Source organism: Hymenobacter coccineus (genome assembly GCF_001816125.1).
Taxonomy (GTDB): domain Bacteria; phylum Bacteroidota; class Bacteroidia; order Cytophagales; family Hymenobacteraceae; genus Hymenobacter; species Hymenobacter coccineus.
In genome coordinates, this window is sequence record NZ_MDZA01000222.1 from 38,780 (window position 1) to 63,194 (window position 24,415).

Here is a 24,415-nt window from a genome sequence, read left to right on the forward strand (position 1 = left end):
CGCCGCGGGCAGCACAAATAGTGCCCCGCGGTCTAGCGCAGGCTCCAGCCCAGGGCCAGCAGCGGCGTGCCTTGGAGCCCCAGGCGCAGGCCCGCCGTGCTGGGGCTCCACCGCTGCCACTGCGAGCCTTGGGCCCCCGTCAGGCCGTTGTTGTAGGCCGATACGGCTTGCTGCAAGTGCTTGTTGGTGTGCCGGTTGATGGGGATGGTGGCCAGTAAGCTCGCCACGAATAGGCCCGCCGCCACTTGCTGCGCACCGTTGAAGTATTGTTGGCCTCCGTCTTTAGTAAACACCTGGCTGCCGTACAAACCCAGGGCCCCCACGGCCACCAGGCGGTCGGCGAGGAACAGGGTTTTCTGGCGGCGGTAATCGGTCAGGTTGCTCAGGGCTTCGGCGTTGGTGCCCAGGTAGGGGCGCAGCTTCTGGCCGAAGAAGCCGGCATTTTGGTAGTCCTCGCCCGTTTTGCCGGGGGGCAGAAAGTAGAAGTTGTGCTGGGGCCCACTGAGGCCGCGCGCCGCATCGTCGGGCTGGAGCCGCACGGTGGCGGGGTTCGCCTGGGCGGCGGCCAAGCGCGGGGCCACCGCAGACAAAGCCAATAAAAACACGCTAAAGGATAGGCGGCGGGCTCGATTCAACGCCGGGATAGAATAGTGCATAAGGCAAAGATAGGCGCCCCCGCACCCACTAAATGACGGCCCTTGGTGGCCGGGGCCCCGAAACAATTGCCGTATCTTTGTGGTTGAACCCGACCATACCAAACAACCTCTATCATGGTGGAAACCAAAACGAACACCTACGTTCCCTACAAGGTAAAAGACATGTCGCTGGCCGAGTGGGGCCGCAAGGAAATCCGCCTCGCCGAAGCCGAGATGCCCGGCCTGATGTCCTTGCGCGAAGAGTTCGGCGCGCAGCAGCCCTTCAAGGGGGCTCGCATTGCCGGCTGCCTGCACATGACCATCCAAACCGCCGTGCTCATCGAAACCCTGAAAGCGCTGGGTGCCGAGGTAACGTGGTCGTCGTGCAACATCTTCTCGACCCAAGACCACGCCGCTGCGGCCATCGCCGCCGCCGGCATCCCGGTGTATGCCTGGAAGGGTATGAACGAGGAAGAATTCAACTGGTGCATCGAGCAGACGCTGTTTTTCGGCGAAGACAAGCAGCCGCTGAACATGATCCTCGACGACGGCGGCGACCTCACCAACATGGTACTGAACGATTACCCCGAGCTGGCCGCTGGCATTAAAGGCGTGTCGGAAGAGACGACTACCGGCGTGCTCCGCTTGTACGAACGCGTGAAAAACGGTACGCTGGCTTTCCCCGCCATCAACGTGAACGACTCGGTAACGAAGTCGAAATTTGATAACAAGTACGGCTGCAAAGAGTCGGCCGTGGATGCCATCCGCCGGGCTACCGACGTGATGATGGCCGGCAAAGTGGCTGTGGTAGCCGGCTACGGCGACGTAGGAAAGGGCACCGCCGCCTCGCTGGCTGGTGCTGGGGCCCGCGTTATCGTGACGGAGATTGATCCTATTTGCGCGCTGCAAGCAGCCATGGACGGCTACGCCGTGAAGAAGCTGGCCAACGCCGTGAAGGAAGCCGACATTGTGGTGACGGCCACCGGCAACTGCGACATCCTCACCGAGACGCACTTCCGCAGCCTGAAGGACAAGGCCATTGTGTGCAACATTGGCCACTTCGACGACGAGATTGACATGGCGTGGCTGAATGGCAACTACGGCCACACCAAGGACACGGTGAAGCCGCAGGTGGACATCTACAACATCGACGGCAAGGAGGTCATCATCCTTGCCGAAGGCCGCCTCGTGAACCTGGGCTGCGCCACCGGCCACCCTTCGTTCGTAATGTCGGCTTCGTTCACCAACCAGGTGCTGGCCCAGATTGAGCTGTGGGAGCGCAACGATCAGTACACCAACCAAGTGTACACGCTGCCCAAGCACCTGGACGAGAAAGTGGCCCGCCTGCACCTCGCCAAAATTGGCGTGGAGCTGGACGAGCTGACGACCCACCAGGCTGACTACATCAAGGTGACGGTGGACGGCCCGTTCAAATCGGACCTGTACCGCTACTAGGGGGCCCCAGCCCTCAGCAAAAAGCCCCGCCAGCATTGCGCTGGCGGGGCTTTTTTGATGGCTTTCGGGGCCCCAGCTAGTGGCCTCGCCTCAGTGCTGCATGGCCATTTGCTGCTGCGTGGCGGCGCTGGTGGCGTGGCGCAGAAAGCACATGCACGGCGCAAACAGGTACTCGCCGCCCTTCAGCGTAACGAACCCGCCGAAAGCGCTGGCCGCCTGGGTGGAGGCGGGGTCGCCGTAGGTAGTGGCGTAGCGCTGCACACCGTCGGGTAGGGGCCCCTGCCCAATGACGGGGTCGAGGCCGGTGGGCGGGGTGGCGCGGGAAAATTCGGCATTGTTCACCCATTGCCGCTGGATAAACTCGAACTGCGCAGCCAAGTCGCGCTGAAAGCTCATGAAGAGCAAGCCCACGCCTTTGGTGGGCATCTCTTCAAATTCGGCTTGGTTGGGGTGCACAAAGCGGTGCCCGTAGATGATGCCGCGCCGGGCCATCATGCGGTTCTTCTCGCCCTCGAGGGTGTCGCCCAGGCCAACGGAGTCGCCGCGGGGGGTGCTCTTGCGGATGTGGGAGTGGAAGGGGCAGCGCTGCCCCGGGTCGGTGTCGTAGTTGAAGTTGTTGAGCTTGCCCAAGTCGGGTTTGGGAATGGGAATGTTGTGGATGCGCACGTCGTCGTCGCTGAGGGTAACGGGCGTGCCATTTTCAAAGCGGCCCACGGCCATGGCCCCCGCCAGCTCGCTGGTTTCATCGCCAAACAGCTCTTTCGCCAGCTGCTTTTCCCGCTCCTTGAAACCGCGCACGTTCTGCTCCAGCTTGCGAAACACGAAGTAGCTGCCGAAGGAATTGTCGACGCTGCCCGCCGGGTCGGGGGTTAGTACTAGGCTGATGGGCATCAACGGGTCCCAGTTGGTGGTGTCCAGGCCGGCCATTTCTTCCACAAAAAACTTGGGCTGACTGATGCCGTCCACGTACCCAAAGTGCTCGATGTCCTGGCCGTCGTCGTTTTGAATGCTGTCGCCTTCCTCCACGCACAGCACCGTGGCCAGCCGGTCGCCCTTCGGGCTCTTGTGGCGCAGGCGCTTCACAATGGCCCGCACGTGCTGGTCGAGCCGGGTGCGGGTGCGCTCGCCGAGGGCCACCAGCACCATGCCGTGGATGGCCCCCTGGTAGCCCCCGTCCCAGGTCGCCACGGGCGGGTCGAGCAAGTCGGCATTGGCGGCCTTCATGCCGCCGGCAAACCGGGCGTCGCCGGGGCGCTTGTCCAGCGGCACGTCCAGGTACGCGTAGCCTGCCGCACTCAGCAGCAGGGTCACCACAAAGCGCTGTTGACCGTCAATCTTGGTCTGCGCCGTATCGGCCTGCTGCTGCTGGGCCGTGGTTATTTCGGTGTGGGCAAACTCTTCCAGAAACAGCCGGGCCGCGGGCTGCTGTCCGTGGCCAAAGCGGAAAAAGAGTTGCGCCGTGTGCCGCCGCCCGTGCGATTTGAGGATGTTGGCCTGCAATTCGGGCGCGATGGCCGCGAATTCCGGCCCGTGCTCACTGATGCCGCGCTGATCAAGGTCAATGTTTGTTGCCATGTGGTTGGGAGGGAAAAGAAAGGAGAGAAATACTGCCAACACAGCCGTCAGCGTCCTGACAATTTGTTATATATCAAAGTTAATATATTAAATATTATATGGAAGAAAATTGTTCTTTTCCCACATTATTTTTTTCCTGGCCAAGCCGGGTACCCCACAACGACATTCAATCCTGTGCATGGTCCGGCGGGCCAGCGGCGGATGCCAGGGCCCTAATCTGAACACCGCCTAAACCAAAACAGCCGCCGACGCAATGCGCCAGCGGCTGCTGTAAAGCGTGTTACGAAGCTGGGTTAGTCCAGAAATTCCGTCTTGGTCAGGTCCTCGCTCATTTTCCACAGGCGCTGGCTGTTGGCCAGTGTGTTGAAGCTACTCTTCACGGGCTCGGGCTTTTTCTTGCTGTAGTACCCGCCGCTGACCGTGGCCACGCTGGGGTCGGAGGCCAGGAAAATGCTGGTCTCGGCTCCTTTCTCGGGCGACAGCATAAAGGGCCGGCCCAGGGCCAGCATGGCCGACAGCCAGCCGCCCGACTGCTGGCCGTAGCCGGTGGCCACCGCGCCGGGATGCAGCGAATTGGTGGTCACGTTGGTGATGCCGTGGGCGCGCAGCCGCCGGGCCAGCTCCTGGGTGAACATGATGTTCCAGAGCTTGGTGGTGCCGTACTCCCACATGGCGCTGTAGCTACGCTCCGACTGGAAATCATCAAGCGTGGGCTTGGAGAAGCGGTAGGCCATCGAGGCCACGTTCACGATGCGGGCGGCCGGGCTTTTGCGGAGCAAATCCAGCAGCAGGCTCGTGAGCAGGAAGGGCCCCAGGTGGTTGGTGGCCAGCGTCAGCTCGTAGCCGTCGGCCGATACTTCGCGCTCGGCGCCCAGCATCAGGCCGGCGTTGTTCACCAGCACGTCGAGGCGCGGGTACTGGGCGTTGATTTCGGCGGCCACGTCGCGCACCTCTTGCAGCGACGAGAGGTCGGCCAGGGCCATGTCTACCCGCTGGTTGCCGGTGGCATCGATGATTTCCTGGCGAGTGCGCTCGGTTTTCAGGCGGTTGCGGCCCAGTAGGATAACGTGGGCCCCTTGGCGGGCCAGCGTCTCGGCCGTGACTTTGCCGATGCCCGACGTGGCGCCGGTAATGAGAATGATTTGGTCTTTCAAGTCAGCCATAATGGGAGAAAGGGAAAAGTACTGGGGCCTAATACGCGGCACGACGGCCCGCGGTGCCGAATATTTTAGGGCCCCGGGCGCCGGGGCCGTGTTTACTTTGCCCCATGCCCGATTTTTTGCGCGTCGAAACCATCTTTTTTACCGTGCTCGGCTACCCCATGAGCTACCTCGAATTTTTCGGGGTGCTGACGGGCGCCGTGGCCGTGTGGCTCTCGGCCCGGGCCAACGTCTGGAGCTGGCCGCTGAGCCTGGTGGGCATCGTGCTCTCGTTCTTCCTGTTCTTCCAGGTGCAGCTCTACCCCGATACCTTTTTGCAAGTGTTCTTCTTCGTGACCAGCCTCATCGGCTGGTGGCAGTGGACGCACCCCGCCCCGCGCGAGGCCGACCAAAAGGAGGAGCTGCGCATCACCTACACCCCGCGGCCCGTGCTGCTGCTGGGCAGCATTGGGGCCCTGGTGGCCACCGCGCTGCTGGGGGCCCTGGCCCAGCGCCTGCACCAGTGGGTGCCGCTGGTGTTCAGCAAGCCCAGCGCCTTCCCCTACCTCGACTCATTTACCACGGTGCTCAGCATCGCCGCCACCTTCCTGCTGATGCGTAAAAAGGTGGAAAGCTGGTACGTGTGGCTGCTCGCCGACGTGGTGCTGACCTACGTGTACTTCCTGAAAGGCATCAAGTTCGTGGGTATCGAGTACGCCGTGTTCTGCGCCGTGGCCGCCTATGGCGCGTACCATTGGACGCGCGAGTTCCGCGGCTACGCTAACGAACTACCCGCCGCCTAGGGGCCCCGCCCAACCTCCGCGTTTACTCTACTTGCCCGCCCGCCGTGGTTTCGCTTTCCGTCGTCGTCATCACCTTTAACGAAGCGGCCAACATTGGCCGCTGCCTGGACGCGCTGGGCGACGTGGCCGACGAAGTGCTGGTGGTAGACTCGTTTTCGACGGACGACACGGTGAAAATCTGCCGCGCCCGCGGGGCCCGGGTAGTGCAAAACGCCTTCGCCGGCTACGTCGAGCAGAAGAACTTCGCCACCGCCCAGGCCCGTTTCGACCACATGCTCCAGCTCGATGCCGACGAGGTGCTGACCGCCGAGCTGCGCCAGAGCATCCAGCAGGCCAAGGCCGATTGGCAGCACGCCGCCTACGCCCTGGCCCGCCTCACCAACTACTGCGGCCACTGGGTGCGCCACGGCGGCTGGTACCCCGACCGCAAGCTGCGCCTCTACGACCGCCGCCTCGGCCGCTGGGAGGGCCTGCTGCTGCACGAGCACTACGAGGTGGGCCCCGGCCACACCACCGGGGCCCTGGCCGGCGATGCGCTGCACTATTCCTACCATTCCATCGCGCAGCACGTCAGCCAGTTGAATAAATTCACCAGCATCACCGCTCAAGAGCTGGCCCTGAAGGGCCGCACCCGCGTCACGCTGTTTCACCTGCTGCTCAAGCCGCTCTGGAAGTTTGGGCACGGCTACTTCCTGCGGCTGGGCTTCCTGGATGGGTTTGCCGGGCTGTGCATCGCCAGCATCTCAGCCTGGGGCGTGTTCCTGAAATTTGCGAAGCTGAAAACCCGCACCGAACGCGCCGAAGCATGAGCCCCACCTTCCTCGTTTCCCGCACCGACGCCATTGGCGACGTGGTGCTGACCCTGCCCGTGGCCGGCCGCCTCAAGCAGCTGTTTCCCGGGTGCCGGGTGGTATTCATCGGCCGCGCCTACACCGCGCCCGTGGCCGCCGCCTGCCCATGGGTGGATGAAGTGCTGGACTTCGATGCGCTGCAAACGCTGCCCGTAGTCGCCCAAGTAGGGGCCCTGCGGGCTTATGGGGCCCTGGCCATCGTGCACGTATTTCCCAACCGGGCCTTGGCCATCCTGGCCCGGCGGGCGCGCATTCCGGTGCGCATTGGCACCCGCAACCGCTGGTGGCACTGGCTGAATTGCAACCGCCTGGTGGCCCTCAGCCGCCGCCACTCGCCCCTACACGAAGCCCAGCTCAACCTCCAGCTTCTGGGGCCCCTGGGCGGCGCCGAAACCCTGCCCCTGCCCGCTGTGGCCGACCTCGTGCGCCTGCGGGCCCCCGAGCCGCTAGGGGCCCCGTGGCTACTGCTGCTGGCCCAGCGCCGCCCCAGCCAGCTCAACGTGGTGCTGCACCCGCGCAGCCGGGGCAGCGCCCGCGAGTGGGGGCTGGACAATTTTGGCCACCTGGCACAGCGTCTGCACGCTGCCGGTCACCGCGTGTTCGTCACCGGCACTGCCGCCGAGGGCGCCGAGCTGGCCGGCTGGCTGGTGGAATACGGGCCTTACCTGGCCGCCGACCTCACTGGGCAGTTGGCTATGCCGCAGTTTTTGGCCTTCCTGGCTGCTGCCGATGGCATTGTGGCGGGCAGCACGGGGCCCCTGCACCTAGCTGCTGCGCTGGGCCGCCATGCCTTGGGGCTGTACCCGCCCATCCGACCCATGCACCCCGGCCGCTGGGGCCCCCTGGGGCCCCGGGCCGAGTACCTGGTCTTCGACCGGCCCGCTTGCCAGGACTGCCGCGCCCAGCCCGCAGCCTGCACCTGCATCAGGGCCCTGGCCGCCGCCGCCGTGGCGGCGCGCGTGCAGGCGTGGCAGCCCGCTGTGCTGAGCGAAGGGTAGGGGCCCCGGCACAATACCCCGCCCCCACGGCCGTTGCCTGCACTGCGGGATTCGTTGCGGCTGGCGTAACCCGGGGCCCATCACCATCCGTACATCTGCCAGTTGGCAGCAGGGCGCAGCGGTTCGTTGACTGGCCGGTAGCCAGTTCGCCATTTGTGGCGGTTAGGCGGTGGCTGGTGCTACCTGCCGCGGGCCCCTAGCCGCAACTTTACTGCCCGTTTTTGCTTATGCAAGGACCATAGCCATTTACACTTGCTCTTTTGTAGGTTGCACCCTATTATACTCTCCGCCCCATTATTATGAGCGACTCTCCCGAACGGGTCAAACTGAGCAAAGAGGAAAAGGACCGGCGTTTCCAAGCCGAGCTGATGCCCATCATCGACCCGCTCTACAATTTTGCCTACCGCCTGACGCTGGACGAGGACGACGCCAACGACTTGGTGCAGGAGACCTACCTCAAGGCCTACCGCTTCTTCGAGTACTTCGAGCCTGGCACCAACGCCAAGGCCTGGCTGTTCCGCATCCTCAAAAACTCGTTCATCAACGATTTTCGGAAGAAAAGCAAGCAGCCCGCCAAGGTGGACTACAGCGAAATTGAGGGCTATTACAACCCCGACGATGTGGAGGCCGAAGGCGAAATAGGGGCTTCGTCGTCCGACATGCGCCAGCAGTCGGCGCGCGATTTAATCGGCGACGAAGTAGCTGGGGCCCTTAATTCTTTGCCGGTCGATTTTCGCACCGTTATTATCCTCTGCGACCTTGAAGGCTTTACCTACGAGGAAATGGCCAAAGTGCTTGATATTCCGATTGGTACGGTACGCTCGCGCTTGCACCGGGCCCGCAATTTTCTCAAGGACAAATTGGAGCGTTACGCCCAGTCGATGGGCTACGGCCACGATGAATTGCGCGCTACGGCGGAACTTCCCGACGATGAGAATGATTAGCCTCTCAACTAGCAACTATATACTTATTCCCAGCCCTCCACATTTTTTGTTATGAACCCAGCCGCTACTACTTCCACCAATACGTCGGCTCCTGCCTCATCACCCGATGGCGGCCCCGACTGCGAACGCGTGAATACTGTTCTGGACCAACTGGCCGAAGGCCAAGTCATTACGGCCGAAGACGAGGATTTCCTCTACGACCACGGCACCGATTGCTCGCCTTGCTTCGACGGCATCGGCAAGCAACATGTGTTCATCGAGTTTTTGAATTCACGCCTTGGTCGTAAGTCCACGCCGGCCGGGCTCACGCAGTCCATCATGGCCCGCGTGCACGCCGAAATGGTGTAAAAGCGGCTAGCTTTGCGCGATGCAAGGCAAAATTATTGTGTTTTCGGCCCCTTCCGGGGCGGGCAAAACCACCATCGTACACCGGCTCATGCAGCGGGTGCAGGGGCTTAGTTTTTCCATTTCTGCCTGTACCCGCGACCGCCGCGGCCGGTCCGAAGTCAACGGCAAGGACTACCACTTCATCACGGCCCAGGACTTTCAGGAGAAAATTCGGCACGACGAGTTCGTGGAGTGGGAGGAAGTGTACGAAGGTGCCTTCTATGGTACCCTCAAGTCCGAGATTGAGCGCATCTGGGCCAATGGCCAGCACGCCATTCTCGACGTCGACGTGAAGGGTGGCCTCAGCATCAAGGAGTTCTACAAGGACAGAGCCCTGGCTGTGTTCGTGCGGCCACCGTCCATTGAGGCGCTGGGCGAGCGCCTGCAAGCCCGCGCCACCGATTCGCAGTCCAGCATTTCCTCGCGCCTTTACAAAGCCGCGTTCGAGTTGGCCTTTGAGGATCGTTTCGACGTGACGGTGGTGAACGATGACTTAGACCAAGCGTCAGACGAAGCCGAGAAGCTGGTGCGCGACTTCATTCAGGCCGAAACGGACATCGTATGAGCCGCCGCGTGGGCTTGCTCTTCGGCTCGTTCAATCCGGTGCACACCGGCCACCTCATTCTGGCCGAGCATTTTGCCACCCGCACCAATTTGGCTGCGGTTTGGCTGGTCGTCACGCCTCACAACCCTTTCAAAGCCGCCAGCGGCTTGCTGCCCGAAGCCGACCGCCTGCATTGGGTTGAGCTAGCCATTGCCGGGAATCCGCGCTTGCGGGCCGAAGCCATTGAGTTTGAGTTGCCGCGACCCAATTACACCATCGCCACGCTCGATGCCCTTCGCCTGCGCCACCCCGGCACCGAGTTTGTGCTGCTGATGGGCGCTGACAACCTGTTAGGCGTGCCGCAATGGCACAATGCCAGCCGTATGCTGGCCGAAACAGACATCTACGTTTACCCCCGGCCTGGGGCCCCTATGCCCGATATGGCGGCCTTCCCCCGGGTGCAGGTGTTGGAGGCGCCGCTGCTGAACATTTCGGGGACCTACATCCGGGAATGCCTGCGGGCGGGCCACAGCATCCGTTACCTCGTACCACCCGTTGTAGAGCAAGCCTTGGCTGCCATCGACTTTCCGGGTGAAGCAGTGAATTGACAAACCGGTGTCCAGGGCCCATGGCTCTGGGCCCCAATACCCACGAAAAAGCCCCGGCTGCACGTAGCAACCGGGGCTTTTTTTGGTAATAGAAAAGGCATCAGATGGTCATAATCTCCGATTCCTTCTTGCTCAGCGACTTCTCCACTTCCATGATGTAGCTGTCGGTAGCCTTCTGCACTTTTTCCTCGGCGCTCTTGATGGCGTCTTCCGAAGCGCCGTCTTTGAGCAGCTTGCGCAGGGCTTCGTTCACGTCCTTGCGGATGCCGCGCATCCGGATTTTGCCAGCTTCCGATTCGTTTTTGGCTTGCTTCACCAAGTCGCGGCGGCGCTCCTCGGTCATGGCCGGGATGTTGAGCCGTACCCCGTCGGCATCCGATATAGGGTTTAGGCCCAAATCGCTGGCTTTGATGGCTTTGGCTACCTCGCTCACCATGTTTTTCTCCCATGGCTTAACGAGGAGTGAGCGGGCATCGGGGGCCGAAATGTTAGCTACCTGGCCAATGGGCGTGGGGGTGCCGTAATAATCTACCTTTAGGCCATCGAGCATGGCCGGCGAAGCCTTGCCGGCTCGGATGCGGCCCATTTCAACGCCCACGTGGGATAGGGCCTTGCCCATCGACTCTACCGCATCGTCGAGGTAGAACTGAATTTCTTCGTCCATTTTAGTTTGAGGTTGTCAGTTGTTAGCAGTTCGTCGGCCGCTGGCTATGGTTGGTTTCTCACTACAAACTAACAGCGGCCGGCGGATACTAGGTAATTAAGCTTGTTCCGGCTGGGGCCCCACGGTGGGCTGTAATGCGCTGTGTTTGGCATCGGGCAGCGGAGCCTTGTTGTTGCGGGCCGTGGCGGTGCCATCCATGCTCACTAAGGTGCCCATGGCTTCGCCGTTTAGTAGGCGCGCCAGGTTGCCGGGGGTATTCATGTCGAATACGATGATGGGCAGGTTGTTCTCCTTACACAGCGTGAAGGCCGTCATGTCCATCACGTTCAGATTCTTGGCAATTACCTCGTCGAAAGTGATGGATGGGAAGCGCACAGCGTCGGGGTTCTTCTCTGGGTCGGCCGAGTAGATGCCGTCCACGCGCGTACCCTTTAGTACTACGTCGGCCTCAATCTCGATGGCCCGCAGCGAAGCGGCCGAGTCGGTGGTGAAGTACGGCGAGCCGATGCCGGCTCCGAAAATCACCACGCGGCCTTTTTCGAGGTGGCGCACCGCCCGGCGGCGGATGTAGGGTTCGCACACCTTCTGGATGGTGAGGCCCGAAAGCAGCCGAGTGCTCACGTCGAGCTTTTCGAGGGCGCTTTGCAAAGCCATCGAGTTGATAACCGTGGCCAGCATGCCCATGTAGTCGCCCTGCACGCGGTCGAGCCCAAACGCTTCGGCCTGCACGCCCCGGTAAATGTTGCCGCCGCCAATCACCACGGCCACTTGCACGCCGGTAGCGGCCACGGCCTTAATTTCAGAGGCATACTGCATCAGCCGCTCGGCGTCGATGCCGTACTGCTGCTGGCCCATCAGGGCTTCGCCGCTGAGTTTAAGAAGAATACGGTGGTAGTTCAAAATGCGAAGCGTTGGTAAAAAGTAAGACAAATGATAAATTCCGGCGCTGGGGCCCCCGGGGCCCTAGCTGAACTGCACCAGCAGCTGCCCTTTCTGCACGTTGTCGCGCAGGCCCACCTTGATGGCGCTCACCGTGCCGTCGGCCGGGGCCTTGAGGATATTTTCCATCTTCATGGCCTCCAGCACCAGCAGCGGATCGCCCTTCTGCACGACCTGGCCGGGCTGCACCCGCACGTCCACAATGAGCCCGGGCATGGGGGCCTTTAGCTCGTTAACTTGCACAGCGGCAGCGTTACTCAAGCCCAGGCGCTCCAACAGCTGGTCGAACCGGTCTTTGGCCTGCAATTCGATGCGCTGGCCGTTGATTTTCAACACGAACTGTTTGGTAGCGTAATCGGCGCTCACCACCTCCGCATCGTACGACCGGCCACCGTGCAGCACCTGGAAACGGCCAGGGGCCCCAGAGGTTATATCCCAGGCAAAAGCTTGCCCGTTGAGGCGCAGGTCGTCGGCGGCGCGGTAGTCAACCTCCCAAAAACGGTCGGGGCCGGTGCTGATTTGGAGCATGGGGAACGGAGCGGGTGGGGCAGGAGTGGGGTTAAAGGTAGCCCAATTCCCAAATTATTTCGGAAATTCCAGCGATTTTTCGTCCCTTATCGCCGCTATGAATTACTTGCTAACGGGCCTTTGTGGGCTGTTACTGGCCAGTCCGCTAGGTGTTTGGGCACAAAAGGCGCGGCCTGGGGCCCCAGGGTCCGCCAGCCGGACTGTGCAGCGCCACAAGAGCCCCGCCGCCGGCGCTGGGGGCCCCACCGCCGCGCCGCTGGTGGTGCCCTCGTGGCTCCAATCGGAAGGGCCGTTGCAGCCGGCCGCCACCGTCCTCACCGAAGTAAACAATACCAAGCTCGACTTGCGCTTCGATTACCAGAAGCAGTACCTGCTCGGCACGGCCATTCTTACGCTGCGCTCGCACTTCTACCCGCAGAGCCAGGTGGTGCTCGACGCCAAGGGATTTGATGTGCAAAAAGTAGAGTTGGTGGGCGAGCGCAAAGTGAAGCCGCTGGTGTACACCTACGACAAGCGCCAGCTCACCCTCACCCTCGACCGCCCGTACTCGCGCACCGAGGCCTACCAGGTGCGCATTGTGTACGTGGCCAAGCCCAACGAGCTGCCCGCCGGTGGCTCGGCGGCCATCACAGCCGCCAAGGGCTTGTACTTCATCAACCCGCTTGGCCTGGAGAAGAACAAGCCCCGCCAAATCTGGACGCAGGGCGAGACGGAATCCAACTCGTGCTGGTTCCCGACCATCGACCGGCCTAACCAGCGCATGACGCAGGAAATCAGCCTGACGGTGGAAAACCAGTTCAAAACGTTGTCCAACGGCTCGCTCATTTCCTCCAAAACCAACTCTGATGGCACCCGCACCGACTCGTGGCGCCAAAGCCAGCCCCAGCCGCCCTACCTCACTTCGATTGTGGTGGGCGACTACGCCATCGTGAGCGATGTGTGGCGCGGCAAGGCGGTAGAGTACTACGTGGAGCCGCCGTACGCCGCCACTGCCAAGGCCGTATTCGGCCACACGCCCGAAATGCTGGAGTTTTTTTCGAAAAACCTAGGCATGGATTATCCGTGGGACAAGTACGCCCAAGTGGCGGTACGCGATTACGTGAGCGGCGCCATGGAAAACACCACCGCCGTCACGCATGGCACCAATGTGCAGGTAACGCGCCGCGAGCTGCTCGATGCCACCTACGCCGGCAACGAGACCATCATCGCCCACGAGCTAGTGCACCACTGGTTTGGCGACTACGTGACCTGCGAAAGCTGGAGCAACCTGCCCCTGAACGAGTCCTTCGCCGACTACGGCGAATACCTCTGGGCCGAGCACAAGTACGGCCCCGAAGAAGCTGCCTTGGTGCAGGAAACCAAGCTAGCCAGCTACCTCGACGAAGCCCAGGGCAAGCGCGAGCCGCTCATCCGCTACCATTATAACGAGCGGGAAGATATGTTCGACCGCCACTCCTACGCCAAGGGCGGCCGGGTGTTGCACATGCTGCGCAAGTACGCGGGCGACGATGCCTTCTTCGCATCTCTCAACCGCTACCTAGTTCAGAACAAGCAGTCGGCGGTGGAAATATCCAAGCTGCGCACGGCTTTTGAAGAAACCACCGGCGAAGACTTGATGTGGTTTTTCGACCAGTGGTTCCTGAAGCGCGGGCATCCCGAGCTGCACATCAGCCACAGCTATGCTGCCGGGGCCCTAACCCTGCGCGTGCAGCAGACCCAGGACACCGTGTACCAGCCCGTGTACCGCCTGCCGGTAACCGTGACGGTGTGGCAAAAAGACCGATCAACCGACTACCGCATAACCACCAGCAAAGCCGACCAGACCTTCTCGTTTCCTGCCACCGAGCGGCCCAGCTTGGTCAAGTTCGACAGCGAAGGCCAGCTGCTGGCCCAAATCGACGAAGACCGTACCCCCGACGAATTGATTTTTCAGTTCGACCACGCCCGGGGCTACTTGCAGCGGTCCGAGGTGCTGGAGTTGCTCCAGAACAAAACCGGTGAGTTGCCCATTAGCGCCTTATTCCGCGGGGCCCTGGACGACAAATTCTGGGCCATCCGCCGCACGGCTCTTGAACACCTGCGCCGCTACCGGGGCCCCGAGGGTAGCGCCGTTCGCCAAGCCGTGCTGCGCGTGGCTACCACCGACCCCAATTCCCAGGTACGTGCCCAGGCCTTAGCCACGCTGGCCAGTTTCCCCGATAATGCCTACCGCAGTACCTTCCTTGCTGCCCTCACCGACAGCTCTTACATCGTGGCAGCAGCCGCTTTGGCCGCCGTCGCCAAAATCCCCGGCAGTGGCGTCCAGCCCCAGGTGGCCGCCCTCGACAATACGAGCAGCAGCGTGCTACTGCTGGCCTTGGCCGATTACTACGCGCAGAATGGGGCCCTCAACCAGTATGCGTGGTTCCTGCGACGCTTGCCCGATGTGGTCGAGGGCGACCTCTACCGCTACCTGCAAGCCTTCGGGGCCCTCATGGTCAACATCCCGCCTGTCGAGCGCGACAAGGGCCAGCAGTTGCTCGAAGAGTACGCCCGCCACGCCTCTCGCTACGATGTGCGGCTGGGGGCTTATAAAGGCTTGGCGCTGCTTATGCCCAGCACGCCTGAACTCAAAGCCACCCTCCAGCGCATCCGCGAGCAGGAGACTGACCAACGACTTAAAGCATTTTACAATTTGATGTAGAACAAGTTGCCTATTGTAGCTGAAAAAAGAATGGCTTTTTTGCTTCCATCCCTTGCCCCGTAAAAGAAAAACCGTAATTTTGCACTTCCTTACGAAACACTACTACCACACGGTAATTAGTAAATCAGCAGGAATGCTTACAGGTAATCGACCGGTCAGCACCAAATTTGGGGGTATCGCATAGTGGCAATTGCGGGTGACTGTAACTCACCTCCTTCGGGTTCATAGGTTCGAGTCCTGTTACCCCCACATTTATAATTATTGAATACCATCTGCGGGAGTAGCTCAGTTGGTAGAGCGGCAGCCTTCCAAGCTGCAGGTCGCGGGTTCGAACCTCGTCTCCCGCTCATTTCAAACAGAATAAGCCGTTTTAGCTCAGTGGTAGAGCACTTCCTTGGTAAGGAAGAGGTCATGGGTTCAAATCCCATAAATGGCTCACATTAGTTACAAGTCCTGTCGGCTCACCCGCTACGGGCATGCTCCACACGAAGTAAGCGACGCGCAGTTTTCCTGAACTTTTGGGGGCTGAGTTTCGCTTTCTTGCCGTAGGGGCCTATTTTTTAAAATTCACCACCCTCTTTTTTCAATCTTTACAATGGCTAAAGAAAATTTCGACCGGTCCAAGCCGCACGTTAACATCGGTACCATCGGCCACGTTGACCACGGCAAAACGACCCTGACCGCTGCTATCACGATGGTGTTGGCAAACCAGGGCCTGGCCGAAAAGCGTGACTTCTCCTCGATTGACAACGCTCCCGAGGAAAAAGAGCGTGGTATTACCATCAACACCTCGCACGTAGAGTACTCGACGGTTAATCGTCATTACGCTCACGTTGACTGCCCCGGCCACGCTGACTATGTGAAGAACATGGTAACTGGTGCTGCTCAGATGGACGGTGCTATCCTCGTAGTAGCTGCTACCGACGGCCCCATGCCCCAAACCCGTGAGCACATCCTGCTCGCTCGTCAGGTAGGTGTGCCACAGCTAGTGGTGTTCATGAACAAGGTAGACATGGTGGACGATCCCGAGCTCCTCGAGCTGGTGGAGATGGAAATCCGTGAACTGCTCTCGTTCTACGACTTCGATGGCGACAACATTCCGATCATCCAGGGCTCGGCTCTTGGCGGCTTGAACGGTGACGCTACTTGGGTGCCGAAAATCAACGAGCTGATGGAAGCGGTTGACTCGTTCATTCCGATTCCTGCTCGTTTGACCGAATTGCCCTTCCTGATGCCAGTAGAGGACGTGTTCTCGATTACGGGCCGTGGCACTGTAGCCACCGGTCGTATCGAGCGCGGCATCATCAACTCGGGTGAGCAAGTAGATATCCTCGGCATGGGTGCCAAAGCTGGCCTCAAGTCGACGGTAACGGGCGTGGAAATGTTCCGCAAAATCCTGGACCGCGGCGAAGCTGGCGATAACGTTGGCCTGTTGCTCCGTGGTATTGAAAAGGACGATATCCGCCGTGGCATGGTTATCTGCAAGCCCAACTCGGTAACTCCTCACCAGAAGTTCAAGGCTGAGGTGTATGTTCTCTCGAAAGAGGAAGGCGGCCGCCACACCCCGTTCTTCAACAACTACCGTCCGCAGTTCTACCTGCGTACCACCGACGTTACTGGCATCATCACCTTGCCCGAGGGCGTGGAAATGGTAATGCCCGGCGACAACATCACCATTACTGTTGAGCTGATCAGCAAAGTGGCAATGGAGAAAGGCCTCCGCTTCGCTATCCGTGAGGGTGGCCGTACGGTAGGTGCCGGTCAGGTAACTGAAGTGCTCGACTAGTTCTACTGACTAAAACGATAATCCGCTCCCGCCTCCGCGGGGGCGGATTTGTTTTGTCACCAAGTTGTAGTACCTTTGCACTCCCGTTGGTAAAATATTGTCATCGGGATTGTTCTTTACGAGTGTAGTTCAAGGGTAGAATAGAGGTCTCCAAAACCTTTGATGGGAGTTCGAATCTCTCCACTCGTGCATTTTGAGGCGGTTGCCTCGCATTCGGTTCATTTTTGCTGGCTTAGCCGGTCCCTACTGCAATGAACAAGCTAACCAATTACTTCCGCGCTACTGCTGAGGAAATGCGCTATAGCGTGACGTGGCCCACTGCCATTGAGTTGCAAAAGAGCGCTGGGCTAGTGCTCATTGGCTCGTTGGTATTCGCTGCAGTCGTTGGCGTCATGGACGTTGCATTCAATAAAAGCCTGACGGCTTTTTATCAGTCATTTCGCTAGTCAGTATTAGAAGATGGGCGAATTGAAATGGTACGTGGTACGCTCAGTGAGCGGCCAGGAAAAAAAAGCCAAAAACTACCTTGAAACCGAGCTGGGTCGTCACAACCTAACCGAGCTAGTTCCTCAAGTACTAATTCCAGTGGAAAAGGTATTTGAGATGCGTAATGGCAAAAAACGTGTTCGTGAACGCAACCTTTACCCCGGCTACATCATCATCCATGCTGACTTAGGCCACGGAGAAGTAGACCACATCATCACCAGTACCCCAGGCGTTATCGGTTTCCTTGGCGACAAGGACAAAAAAGATTCTGCTAATAATAAGCCGGTTCCGCTACACATAAACGAAGTCAACCGCATCCTCGGCATTGTAGACGAAGCCGAGGAACAAGTTGCTACACTTGACAAACCCTACGTAGTAGGTGAGTTGGTGAAAATAACGGATGGTGGTTTTGCTGGTATGTCAGGAACGGTATCCGAAATCTTTGATGAGCGCAAAAAGCTTAATGTTATTGTAAAGATATTTGGCCGCTCACAGCCGATGGAATTGAATTATACCCAGGTAGAAAAAGAGGCCTAAGGCCCTGATTGTACCATGCCGACCATTGGCTCCGGGTCGGCTGGGCTTCCAAATAGGAGTATACTACTAACTGAGGCAATTGCGAGTTACGACGCAAGAACCACAGCCTTACAAATCAAATGGCCAAGGAAATTAGAGGTTATCTGCGCTTGCAGATAAAGGGAGGCTCAGCGAATCCATCGCCGCCGGTAGGACCTGCACTTGGTAGCAAAGGCCTTAACATCATGGAGTTTTGCAAGCAATTCAATGCGCGCACCCAGGATAAGGCTGGCCAAATCTGTCCCGTATTGATTACCATGTATACCGACAAGTCTTTTGACTTTGTGGTGAAAACCGCCCCCGCACCGGTGCTGCTTATGGAAGCAGCTAAGTTGCAGAGTGGTTCGAAGGAGCCCAACCGTAATAAGGTTGGCTCGGTTACCTGGGATCAAATCCGCACCATTGCCGAAACGAAGATGCCTGACTTGAATGCCTTTAAGGTGGAGTCGGCCATGAAGCAAGTGGCCGGTACGGCCCGCAGCATGGGCATCACCGTCAAGGGCGATTCTCCTTTTGCAGAATAATTAAACGGAGAAAAGCAAATGGCAAAGATCACTAAGAAGCGCAAGGATGCCCTTGCCAAATATGACTTGACGGAGGTGCGTAGCCTTCTCGAAGCAGCAAAGGTAGTTAAGGATATCTCCTACACTAAGTTTGATTCTTCAGTAGACATTGATGTACGCTTGGGCGTTGATCCCCGCAAAGCTGACCAAATGGTTCGCGGCGTAGCAACCCTGCCCCACGGTATTGGCAAAACTGTACGTGTGTTGGCTCTCGTAACTCCTGATAAGGAGGCTGAGGCCCTCGCTGCTGGTGCTGATTTCGTGGGTTTGGATGACTATATCTCAAAAATTGAGAAAGGCTGGACTGACATCGACGTTATTATCACCATGCCAGCCGTGATGGCTAAAGTGGGCCGCTTGGGCCGTGTGTTAGGCCCCCGGGGCCTGATGCCTAACCCTAAATCGGGTACGGTAACGACCGATGTAGCTAAAGCTGTGCAAGAAGTGAAAGCTGGTAAAATTGACTTTAAAGTTGACAAAACCGGTATCATTCACTGCTCGGTAGGCAAGGTATCGTTTGACGAAAGCAAACTGGCTGAAAACGCACTGGAAATCATCCAGACGTTGGGTCGCCTGAAGCCATCTTCGTCGAAAGGCACTTACATTAAAAGCATCACCCTGAGCAGCACTATGTCGCCTGGTGTGCCGGTTGACAGCCAGGTTACTTCCGCTAACTAATTAAACGACTCACCCATGAACAGGGAAGAAAAACAAACCCTAGTGGACGAGTTGAGCGAGAAGTTTCAATCGCACAACTCGTTCTACATCGTCGATGCTTCGGTGATGTCAGTGGCAAAAATCAATGAGTTTCGTCGTCTGTGCTTCAACCGTGGTATGGAATACAAGGTGTATAAAAACACCTTTATCCGTAAGGCGCTTGATACCTTGGGGCATGATACTTCGGAGATGGACGCTGCGCTGAAAGGCCAATCAGGCGTTCTGTTCTCGCAAGAGAGCGGTTCAGCTCCCGCTAAGCTGTTGCGTGATTTTTATAAGTCGCAAGCCTATGGCCGTAACGTGAAGCCTAAGCCCGTGCTGAAGGGAGCCTATGTTGATGCCAGCATCTATTTAGGTTCGGATCAATTAGAAGGTCTCATCACCATCAAAGGCAAACAAGAATTGCTGGGCGAGCTCATCGGCCTCCTGCAATCGCCTGCCAAAAATGTTGTTTCGGCGCTGCAAAGCGGCGGCAGCAAACTGGCTGGTATCCTCAAAACGCTTTCCGAGAAAGAAGCAGCTTAATTGCTCTGCTGATTTCCTGTATTCCAATATTATTTCCAACAACACCTTTTTTTAACAATCTACTGAAATGGCAGATTTGAAAGCATTCGCTGAGCAGCTCGTAAACCTGACGGTGAAAGAAGTAAACGAACTGGCTGGTATCCTGAAGGACGAGTACGGCATCGAGCCCGCTGCTGCTGCTCCTGTAATGATGGCTGGTGGTGGTGGCGCTGCTGCCGAAGAGGCTCCTGAAGAGAAGACGTCGTTTGACGTTATCCTGAAGGCTGCCGGTGGTGCCAAACTGGCTGTAGTTAAACTGGTGAAGGACCTGACTGGCCTCGGCCTGAAAGAAGCCAAAGAGCTGGTTGACGGTGCCCCCAAGCCCCTGAAAGAAGGCGTAACCAAGGACGAAGCCGACACGCTGAAGAAGCAGTTGGAAGAAGCTGGTGCCGAAGTAGAGGTGAAGTAATTGCAGCTTCTGAAGCTGTATCTAGCCTGCTTTGAATAAAGATTAGACCTGGCAACTTAGCCAGGTCTTTTCCTGTTTGTAGTATCGCCGGAGTGCAAGCCACTTGGTTTACGCTTCGCTGTGTCAGTACACAGTTCTGTTTTTCAGGGCTGTTTTGGGCTGTAAACCAATAGGTTCACAGAGCTGAACATCCATCCCTATTTGGATGGGACCCAATTTTACGCTTCTGTGTCCATCTTTTAATCCCCTCCGCATTGGCTACACCGAAAGCAAAAACGGCCGCGCTCCAGAAATCGGCCGCCGCTGAGCGAATCAGTTTCGCTAAGATTAGAAAGGTTATTGAATACCCGGACTTCCTGGACGTGCAGGTGCAGTCGTTCCAGGATTTCTTCCAGCTTGAAACCGCTGCTGAGAATCGTTCAAATGAGGGCTTGTTTAAGGTTTTTGCCGAGAACTTTCCTATCTCCGATTCCCGCGAAAATTTCGTGCTGAACTTTATAGATTATCACGTTGACCCACCCAAGTACTCGGTTGACGAGTGCATTGACCGGGGCCTGACGTACTCTGTGCCACTCAAAGCTAAACTGCGTCTTATCTGTAACGATAAGGATAATGAGGATTTTGAAACGATTGAGCAGGAAGTGTTTCTGGGTAATATCCCGTACATGACCGAAAAAGGCTCGTTTGTTATTAATGGCGCTGAGCGAGTTATCGTATCGCAACTGCACCGTTCGCCGGGCGTGTTTTTTGCCCAGAGCAAACACACTAACGGTACTAAGCTATACTCGGCGCGTATCATCCCTTTCAAAGGTTCGTGGATTGAGTTTGCTACGGACGTGAATAACGTGATGTATGCTTACATTGACCGCAAGAAAAAGTTTCCGGTCACTACGCTTCTCCGTGCCATCGGCTACGGCACCGACAAAGATATTCTCGACCTATTCGGACTGTCGGAGGAAGTAAAAGCGGACAAGAAGAACCTGAAAAAGGCCGTCGGACGCAAGTTGGCTGCTCGGGTGCTGCGCACTTGGACGGAAGACTTTGTGGATGAGGACACCGGTGAGGTGGTTTCCATCGATCGGAACGAGGTGCTGCTGGAGCGTGACTCGATGATTGAGGAAGCTGATATTGACACCATCTTAGAGGCTGGTGCAAAATCAGTTATCCTGCATCGCGAGAATGTGAACATCGCGGACTTTGCTATCATCTACAATACGCTTCAGAAGGATAACTCCAACTCGGAGAAGGAAGCTGTAGAGCAGATTTATCGCCAGCTCCGTAACACGGAGGCCCCTGACGAAGAAACCGCCCGCGATATCATTCAGAAGCTGTTCTTCTCAGATAAGCGCTACGACCTTGGGGAAGTAGGCCGCTACCGCATCAACAAGAAGCTGGCCATTGACATGAATCAGGCTTCACGGGTATTGACCAATCAGGATATTGTTCTGATCGTAAAATACCTGATCGGTCTGATTAACTCGAAGGCCATTGTTGATGACATTGACCACTTGAGCAACCGTCGTGTACGCACGGTGGGTGAGCAGCTTTACGCGCAATTTGGCGTGGGCTTGGCTCGTATGGCCCGTACAATCAAGGAGCGCATGAACGTGCGTGACAATGAGGATTTCAAGCCGGTTGATTTGATCAATGCTCGGACGCTATCCAGCGTGATTAACTCGTTCTTCGGTACGAACCAGTTATCGCAGTTCATGGACCAAACCAACCCGCTGGCCGAGGTGACGCACAAGCGTCGCGTATCGGCTCTTGGGCCAGGAGGTCTATCGCGTGAACGTGCTGGCTTTGAAGTGCGTGACGTGCATTATACGCACTATGGTCGTCTTTGCACCATTGAAACTCCCGAGGGCCCTAACATCGGTCTGATTTCGTCACTTTGTGTTCACGCTCGCGTGAACTCAATGGGCTTCATCGAAACCCCTTACCGGGACGTAAAGGATGGTAAGGTGGATATGAGTTCTAACGTGAAATTTTTGACCGCAGAGGAAGAGGATACGCACCACATTGCGCAGGCAAACTCTTTGCTTGACAACGACGGTAAACTGACCCAGGAGTTGGTAAAAGGTCGTTTTGAAGGTGACTTCCCGGTGGTAAATCCCGAGGAGTACTCTTACATGGACGTGGCCCCGAACCAGATTGTATCTGTAGCGGCTTCGCTGATTCCTTTCTTGGAGCACGATGATGCTAACCGTGCCCTGATGGGTTCTAACATGCAACGTCAGGCTGTGCCGCTGGTTCGCCCAGAGGCCCCCATTGTAGGCACCGGTTTGGAAGGCCGCATTGCCACCGATTCGCGCACGCTAGTAGTGTCGGAAGGTGAAGGCATAATCGACTATGTGGACGCCAATAAGATCATCGTTAAGTACGACTTATCGGAGGATGACGTGATGATCAGCTTCGATGCTGAGCGTATTACCTACGACCTCATTAAGTTCCGTCGTACTAACCAAGATACCTGCCTCAACCTGACGCCGCTGGTAAAACGCGGTGAGCGGGTGAGCAAGGGTCAGCCGTTGTGCGAAGGCTACGGCACGAACCAAGGCGAACTTGCCCTAGGTCGTAACATGCAGGTGGCCTTCATGCCTTGGCAGGGTTACAACTTCGAAGATGCCATCGTCATCTCGGAGCGCGTGGTTCGCGACGATATTTTCACCTCAATTCACATTGAAGAATTTGAATTGGAAGTTCGCGAAACCAAGCGTGGCGAAGAGGAGCTAACCTCCGAAATTCCTAACGTAAGCGAGGAAGCTGTTCGTAACCTTGACGACAACGGCATTATCCGTTTAGGTGCTGAAGTACGAGAAGGTGACATCCTGATTGGTAAAATCACGCCTAAAGGCGAGACGGACCCAACTCCGGAAGAGAAGCTGCTCCGCGCTATCTTTGGCGACAAGGCCGGCGACGTTAAAGATGCCTCGCTCAAAGCGCCGCCCTCTTTACAGGGTGTGGTAATCGGTACTAAGCTGTTTTCGCGTCCAAAGAAAGACAAAAACCTACGGGCCAAGTCCAAAAAGGAAGTGGAAGACCTGAAGGATAAATACGCGCACGAGCTGCGTGGTATTAAAGCCATCATGGTGGATAAACTGGTGCAGTTGCTCGAAGGCAAAACGTCGCAGGGTATTAAGCACCGCTTTGGCGAGGAGATGGTTGCCAAAGGTGTTAAGTTCAACCGCAAAAACATCAACGAAGGCCTTTTCCCCGAGAAGAATCCTTATAAAGATGAAAGCAACTACGCCGTACCAGAAGAGGTGAACCTGTTCAAGGACCTGATTCTGGAAGGCTGGACGGCTGACGCTCGCGTGAACGGTATGCTGCTGACGCTGGTGAAAAATTACGCTAAGCGCCGCAACACAATCACGGCGCACTTCAAGCGCCACCGCTTCACACTGGAGGTGGGCGATGAATTGCCCGCAGGCATTGTGCAGCTAGCCAAGGTTTACATCGCCAAGAAGCGTAAGCTGAAAGTGGGCGATAAAATGGCTGGCCGTCACGGCAACAAAGGGGTTGTGGCCCGCATCGTGCGCGATGAGGACATGCCTTTCCTAGCCGACGGTACGCCGATGGACATTGTGCTGAACCCACTGGGCGTACCAAGCCGGATGAACATTGGTCAGATTTACGAAACTGTATTGGGTTGGGCCGGTCTAAAAATGGGCCGTCGTTACTCGACGCCAATTTTTGACGGTGCTACGGAAGCAGAGGTGTCGAAAGAGTTGGCAGAAGCTGGTCTGCCGCATTTCGGCCGTACCTACCTGCACGATGGCTTAACTGGGCAGCAGTTTGATCAGCCAGTGACCGTGGGCGTGATTTATATGCTCAAGCTTGGCCATTTAGTTGATGACAAAATGCACGCCCGCTCCATTGGGCCGTACTCACTTATTACGCAGCAGCCGCTGGGTGGTAAGGCACAGTTTGGCGGCCAGCGTTTTGGCGAGATGGAAGTTTGGGCCCTGGAGGCGTTCGGTGCTTCCAACGTGCTCCAGGAAATCCTGACTGTGAAATCGGACGACGTGGTGGGCCGTGCTAAGGCTTACGAAGCCATTGTGAAAGGCGACGTACTGCCCAAGCCGAATATCCCCGAGTCGTTCAATGTGCTGATTCACGAGCTGCGCGGCTTGGCACTGGAAATCACGCTAGAGTAGGTTTATTATCGGGGGTTAGTTGCTACCGTGGCTAACCCCTAATAAAGCTCGCCAAAATAGGCTACTTGCCTTACCTGTTTAGCCGAATTAAACTGCTCGTAGAAATCCTCACGTTGGTAAAGATTTTGGGAATATTTGGTAGTAAATCAAGCCCTTAAAATTTCTATACAGAGTCCTGAAGCTGGTACAATTTAATCGGGAAAAGGACGATGCTACCAGGATTTTACACGATTTTTCTCCTCGGTAATCGGTCATAAAACATAGTTTGCTTGAAAAGCGATTGGTACGAAACAGCTGTCCCGAGATAGGTCAGGGCAGTGAAGGAATCGACCGCTTATAATTTATAGATAAGTAGAGAAGACCTGACGATAATCTACTACGCGGCGTACCTGTCTGACCCGTAG

At 57.4% G+C, this 24,415-nt stretch carries 23 protein-coding genes and 4 tRNA genes; 21 read left to right on the plus strand and 6 right to left on the minus strand.

Features of this window, described 5'->3' with window-relative positions; translation table 11 throughout:
* Positions 1 to 32: 32 nt before the first annotated feature.
* Positions 33 to 656 carry a hypothetical protein gene (locus tag BEN49_RS13375; RefSeq protein ID WP_125916853.1) on the minus strand — a complete coding sequence of 208 codons (624 nt, stop codon included), beginning with the start codon at positions 654 to 656 and terminating at the stop codon, positions 33 to 35.
* 114 nt (positions 657 to 770) lie between these two features.
* Here BEN49_RS13375 and ahcY point away from each other — a divergent pair, with 114 nt between their 5' ends.
* Positions 771 to 2,090, plus strand: a complete 1,320-nt coding sequence (gene ahcY, locus BEN49_RS13380) for an adenosylhomocysteinase (protein ID WP_070744189.1) — start codon at positions 771 to 773, stop codon at positions 2,088 to 2,090.
* Positions 2,091 to 2,180: 90 nt separating this feature from the next.
* Here ahcY and BEN49_RS13385 read toward each other — a convergent pair whose 3' ends face one another.
* Complete coding sequence (locus BEN49_RS13385) at positions 2,181 to 3,665, minus strand: Dyp-type peroxidase (RefSeq protein WP_083326080.1); 1,485 nt, start codon at positions 3,663 to 3,665, stop codon at positions 2,181 to 2,183.
* Between the two features lie 293 nt (positions 3,666 to 3,958).
* On the minus strand, positions 3,959 to 4,828 hold the full coding sequence (locus BEN49_RS13390; RefSeq protein WP_070744191.1) for an SDR family oxidoreductase: 870 nt from the start codon (positions 4,826 to 4,828) through the stop codon (positions 3,959 to 3,961).
* A gap of 104 nt (positions 4,829 to 4,932) precedes the next feature.
* Between BEN49_RS13390 and pnuC the strand changes: the two genes are divergently transcribed.
* The 7 genes from pnuC (at position 4,933) to nadD (ending at position 9,939) form a co-directional block, all read left to right on the plus strand.
* On the plus strand, positions 4,933 to 5,607 hold the full coding sequence (gene pnuC / locus BEN49_RS13395; RefSeq protein ID WP_070744192.1) for a nicotinamide riboside transporter PnuC: 675 nt from the start codon (positions 4,933 to 4,935) through the stop codon (positions 5,605 to 5,607).
* A gap of 44 nt (positions 5,608 to 5,651) precedes the next feature.
* Positions 5,652 to 6,416 carry a glycosyltransferase family 2 protein gene (locus BEN49_RS13400; RefSeq protein WP_070744194.1) on the plus strand — a complete coding sequence of 255 codons (765 nt, stop codon included), beginning with the start codon at positions 5,652 to 5,654 and terminating at the stop codon, positions 6,414 to 6,416.
* On the plus strand, positions 6,413 to 7,456 hold the full coding sequence (locus BEN49_RS13405; RefSeq protein WP_070744196.1) for a glycosyltransferase family 9 protein: 1,044 nt from the start codon (positions 6,413 to 6,415) through the stop codon (positions 7,454 to 7,456). Before BEN49_RS13400 ends, BEN49_RS13405 begins: the two co-directional genes overlap by 4 nt.
* A 299-nt stretch (positions 7,457 to 7,755) precedes the next feature.
* Positions 7,756 to 8,400 carry a sigma-70 family RNA polymerase sigma factor gene (locus tag BEN49_RS13410; RefSeq protein WP_070744198.1) on the plus strand — a complete coding sequence of 215 codons (645 nt, stop codon included), beginning with the start codon at positions 7,756 to 7,758 and terminating at the stop codon, positions 8,398 to 8,400.
* A 51-nt stretch (positions 8,401 to 8,451) separates the two neighbouring features.
* Positions 8,452 to 8,748: a hypothetical protein gene (locus BEN49_RS13415; protein WP_070744200.1), complete on the plus strand. Its 297-nt coding sequence runs from the start codon at positions 8,452 to 8,454 to the stop codon at positions 8,746 to 8,748.
* 19 nt (positions 8,749 to 8,767) lie between these two features.
* The gene (gmk, locus tag BEN49_RS13420; RefSeq protein WP_070744202.1) at positions 8,768 to 9,352 is read left to right on the plus strand and encodes a guanylate kinase; all 585 of its coding nucleotides are present in this window, start codon (positions 8,768 to 8,770) and stop codon (positions 9,350 to 9,352) included.
* Complete coding sequence (gene nadD, locus BEN49_RS13425) at positions 9,349 to 9,939, plus strand: nicotinate (nicotinamide) nucleotide adenylyltransferase (protein WP_070744204.1); 591 nt, start codon at positions 9,349 to 9,351, stop codon at positions 9,937 to 9,939. The genes gmk and nadD overlap by 4 nt, the downstream gene beginning before the upstream one ends.
* A 100-nt stretch (positions 9,940 to 10,039) precedes the next feature.
* Here nadD and frr read toward each other — a convergent pair whose 3' ends face one another.
* The 3 genes from frr to BEN49_RS13440 form a co-directional block, all read right to left on the minus strand.
* On the minus strand, positions 10,040 to 10,603 hold the full coding sequence (gene frr, locus BEN49_RS13430) for a ribosome recycling factor (RefSeq protein WP_070744206.1): 564 nt from the start codon (positions 10,601 to 10,603) through the stop codon (positions 10,040 to 10,042).
* Between the two features lie 96 nt (positions 10,604 to 10,699).
* Entirely contained in the window at positions 10,700 to 11,503 is an 804-nt protein-coding gene (gene pyrH, locus BEN49_RS13435) for a UMP kinase (RefSeq protein ID WP_083326081.1), read from the minus strand.
* A 63-nt stretch (positions 11,504 to 11,566) separates the two neighbouring features.
* Entirely contained in the window at positions 11,567 to 12,070 is a 504-nt protein-coding gene (locus BEN49_RS13440; RefSeq protein ID WP_070744208.1) for an acyl-CoA carboxylase biotin carboxyl carrier protein subunit, read from the minus strand.
* 202 nt (positions 12,071 to 12,272) lie between these two features.
* Here BEN49_RS13440 and BEN49_RS13445 point away from each other — a divergent pair, with 202 nt between their 5' ends.
* From BEN49_RS13445 to rpoB, 13 genes are all read left to right on the plus strand, one after another.
* Complete coding sequence (locus BEN49_RS13445; RefSeq protein ID WP_239691930.1) at positions 12,273 to 14,753, plus strand: M1 family metallopeptidase; 2,481 nt, start codon at positions 12,273 to 12,275, stop codon at positions 14,751 to 14,753.
* 169 nt (positions 14,754 to 14,922) lie between these two features.
* Positions 14,923 to 15,002 (plus strand) — tRNA-Tyr (locus tag BEN49_RS13450).
* Between the two features lie 25 nt (positions 15,003 to 15,027).
* Positions 15,028 to 15,100, plus strand: a tRNA-Gly gene (locus BEN49_RS13455).
* A gap of 17 nt (positions 15,101 to 15,117) precedes the next feature.
* Positions 15,118 to 15,189 (plus strand) — tRNA-Thr (locus tag BEN49_RS13460).
* A 159-nt stretch (positions 15,190 to 15,348) separates the two neighbouring features.
* On the plus strand, positions 15,349 to 16,539 hold the full coding sequence (gene tuf / locus BEN49_RS13465; protein WP_070744212.1) for an elongation factor Tu: 1,191 nt from the start codon (positions 15,349 to 15,351) through the stop codon (positions 16,537 to 16,539).
* Positions 16,540 to 16,657: 118 nt separating this feature from the next.
* Positions 16,658 to 16,728 (plus strand) — tRNA-Trp (locus BEN49_RS13470).
* Between the two features lie 62 nt (positions 16,729 to 16,790).
* Positions 16,791 to 16,985 carry a preprotein translocase subunit SecE gene (secE, locus tag BEN49_RS13475; RefSeq protein WP_070744214.1) on the plus strand — a complete coding sequence of 65 codons (195 nt, stop codon included), beginning with the start codon at positions 16,791 to 16,793 and terminating at the stop codon, positions 16,983 to 16,985.
* Positions 16,986 to 16,998: 13 nt separating this feature from the next.
* Complete coding sequence (gene nusG, locus BEN49_RS13480; protein WP_070744217.1) at positions 16,999 to 17,562, plus strand: transcription termination/antitermination protein NusG; 564 nt, start codon at positions 16,999 to 17,001, stop codon at positions 17,560 to 17,562.
* Between the two features lie 119 nt (positions 17,563 to 17,681).
* Positions 17,682 to 18,125 carry a 50S ribosomal protein L11 gene (gene rplK, locus BEN49_RS13485; protein ID WP_070744219.1) on the plus strand — a complete coding sequence of 148 codons (444 nt, stop codon included), beginning with the start codon at positions 17,682 to 17,684 and terminating at the stop codon, positions 18,123 to 18,125.
* An 18-nt stretch (positions 18,126 to 18,143) separates the two neighbouring features.
* Positions 18,144 to 18,842 (plus strand): 50S ribosomal protein L1, encoded by a 699-nt coding sequence (gene rplA / locus BEN49_RS13490; protein ID WP_070744221.1) that lies wholly within the window; start codon positions 18,144 to 18,146, stop codon positions 18,840 to 18,842.
* Between the two features lie 15 nt (positions 18,843 to 18,857).
* On the plus strand, positions 18,858 to 19,406 hold the full coding sequence (gene rplJ / locus BEN49_RS13495; protein ID WP_070744223.1) for a 50S ribosomal protein L10: 549 nt from the start codon (positions 18,858 to 18,860) through the stop codon (positions 19,404 to 19,406).
* A 67-nt stretch (positions 19,407 to 19,473) separates the two neighbouring features.
* Positions 19,474 to 19,854: a 50S ribosomal protein L7/L12 gene (rplL, locus tag BEN49_RS13500; protein WP_068236430.1), complete on the plus strand. Its 381-nt coding sequence runs from the start codon at positions 19,474 to 19,476 to the stop codon at positions 19,852 to 19,854.
* Positions 19,855 to 20,108: 254 nt separating this feature from the next.
* A complete protein-coding gene (gene rpoB, locus BEN49_RS13505; RefSeq protein ID WP_070744225.1) occupies positions 20,109 to 24,011 on the plus strand; it encodes a DNA-directed RNA polymerase subunit beta in 3,903 nt (1,300 codons plus the stop codon).
* Positions 24,012 to 24,415 lie beyond the last annotated feature (404 nt).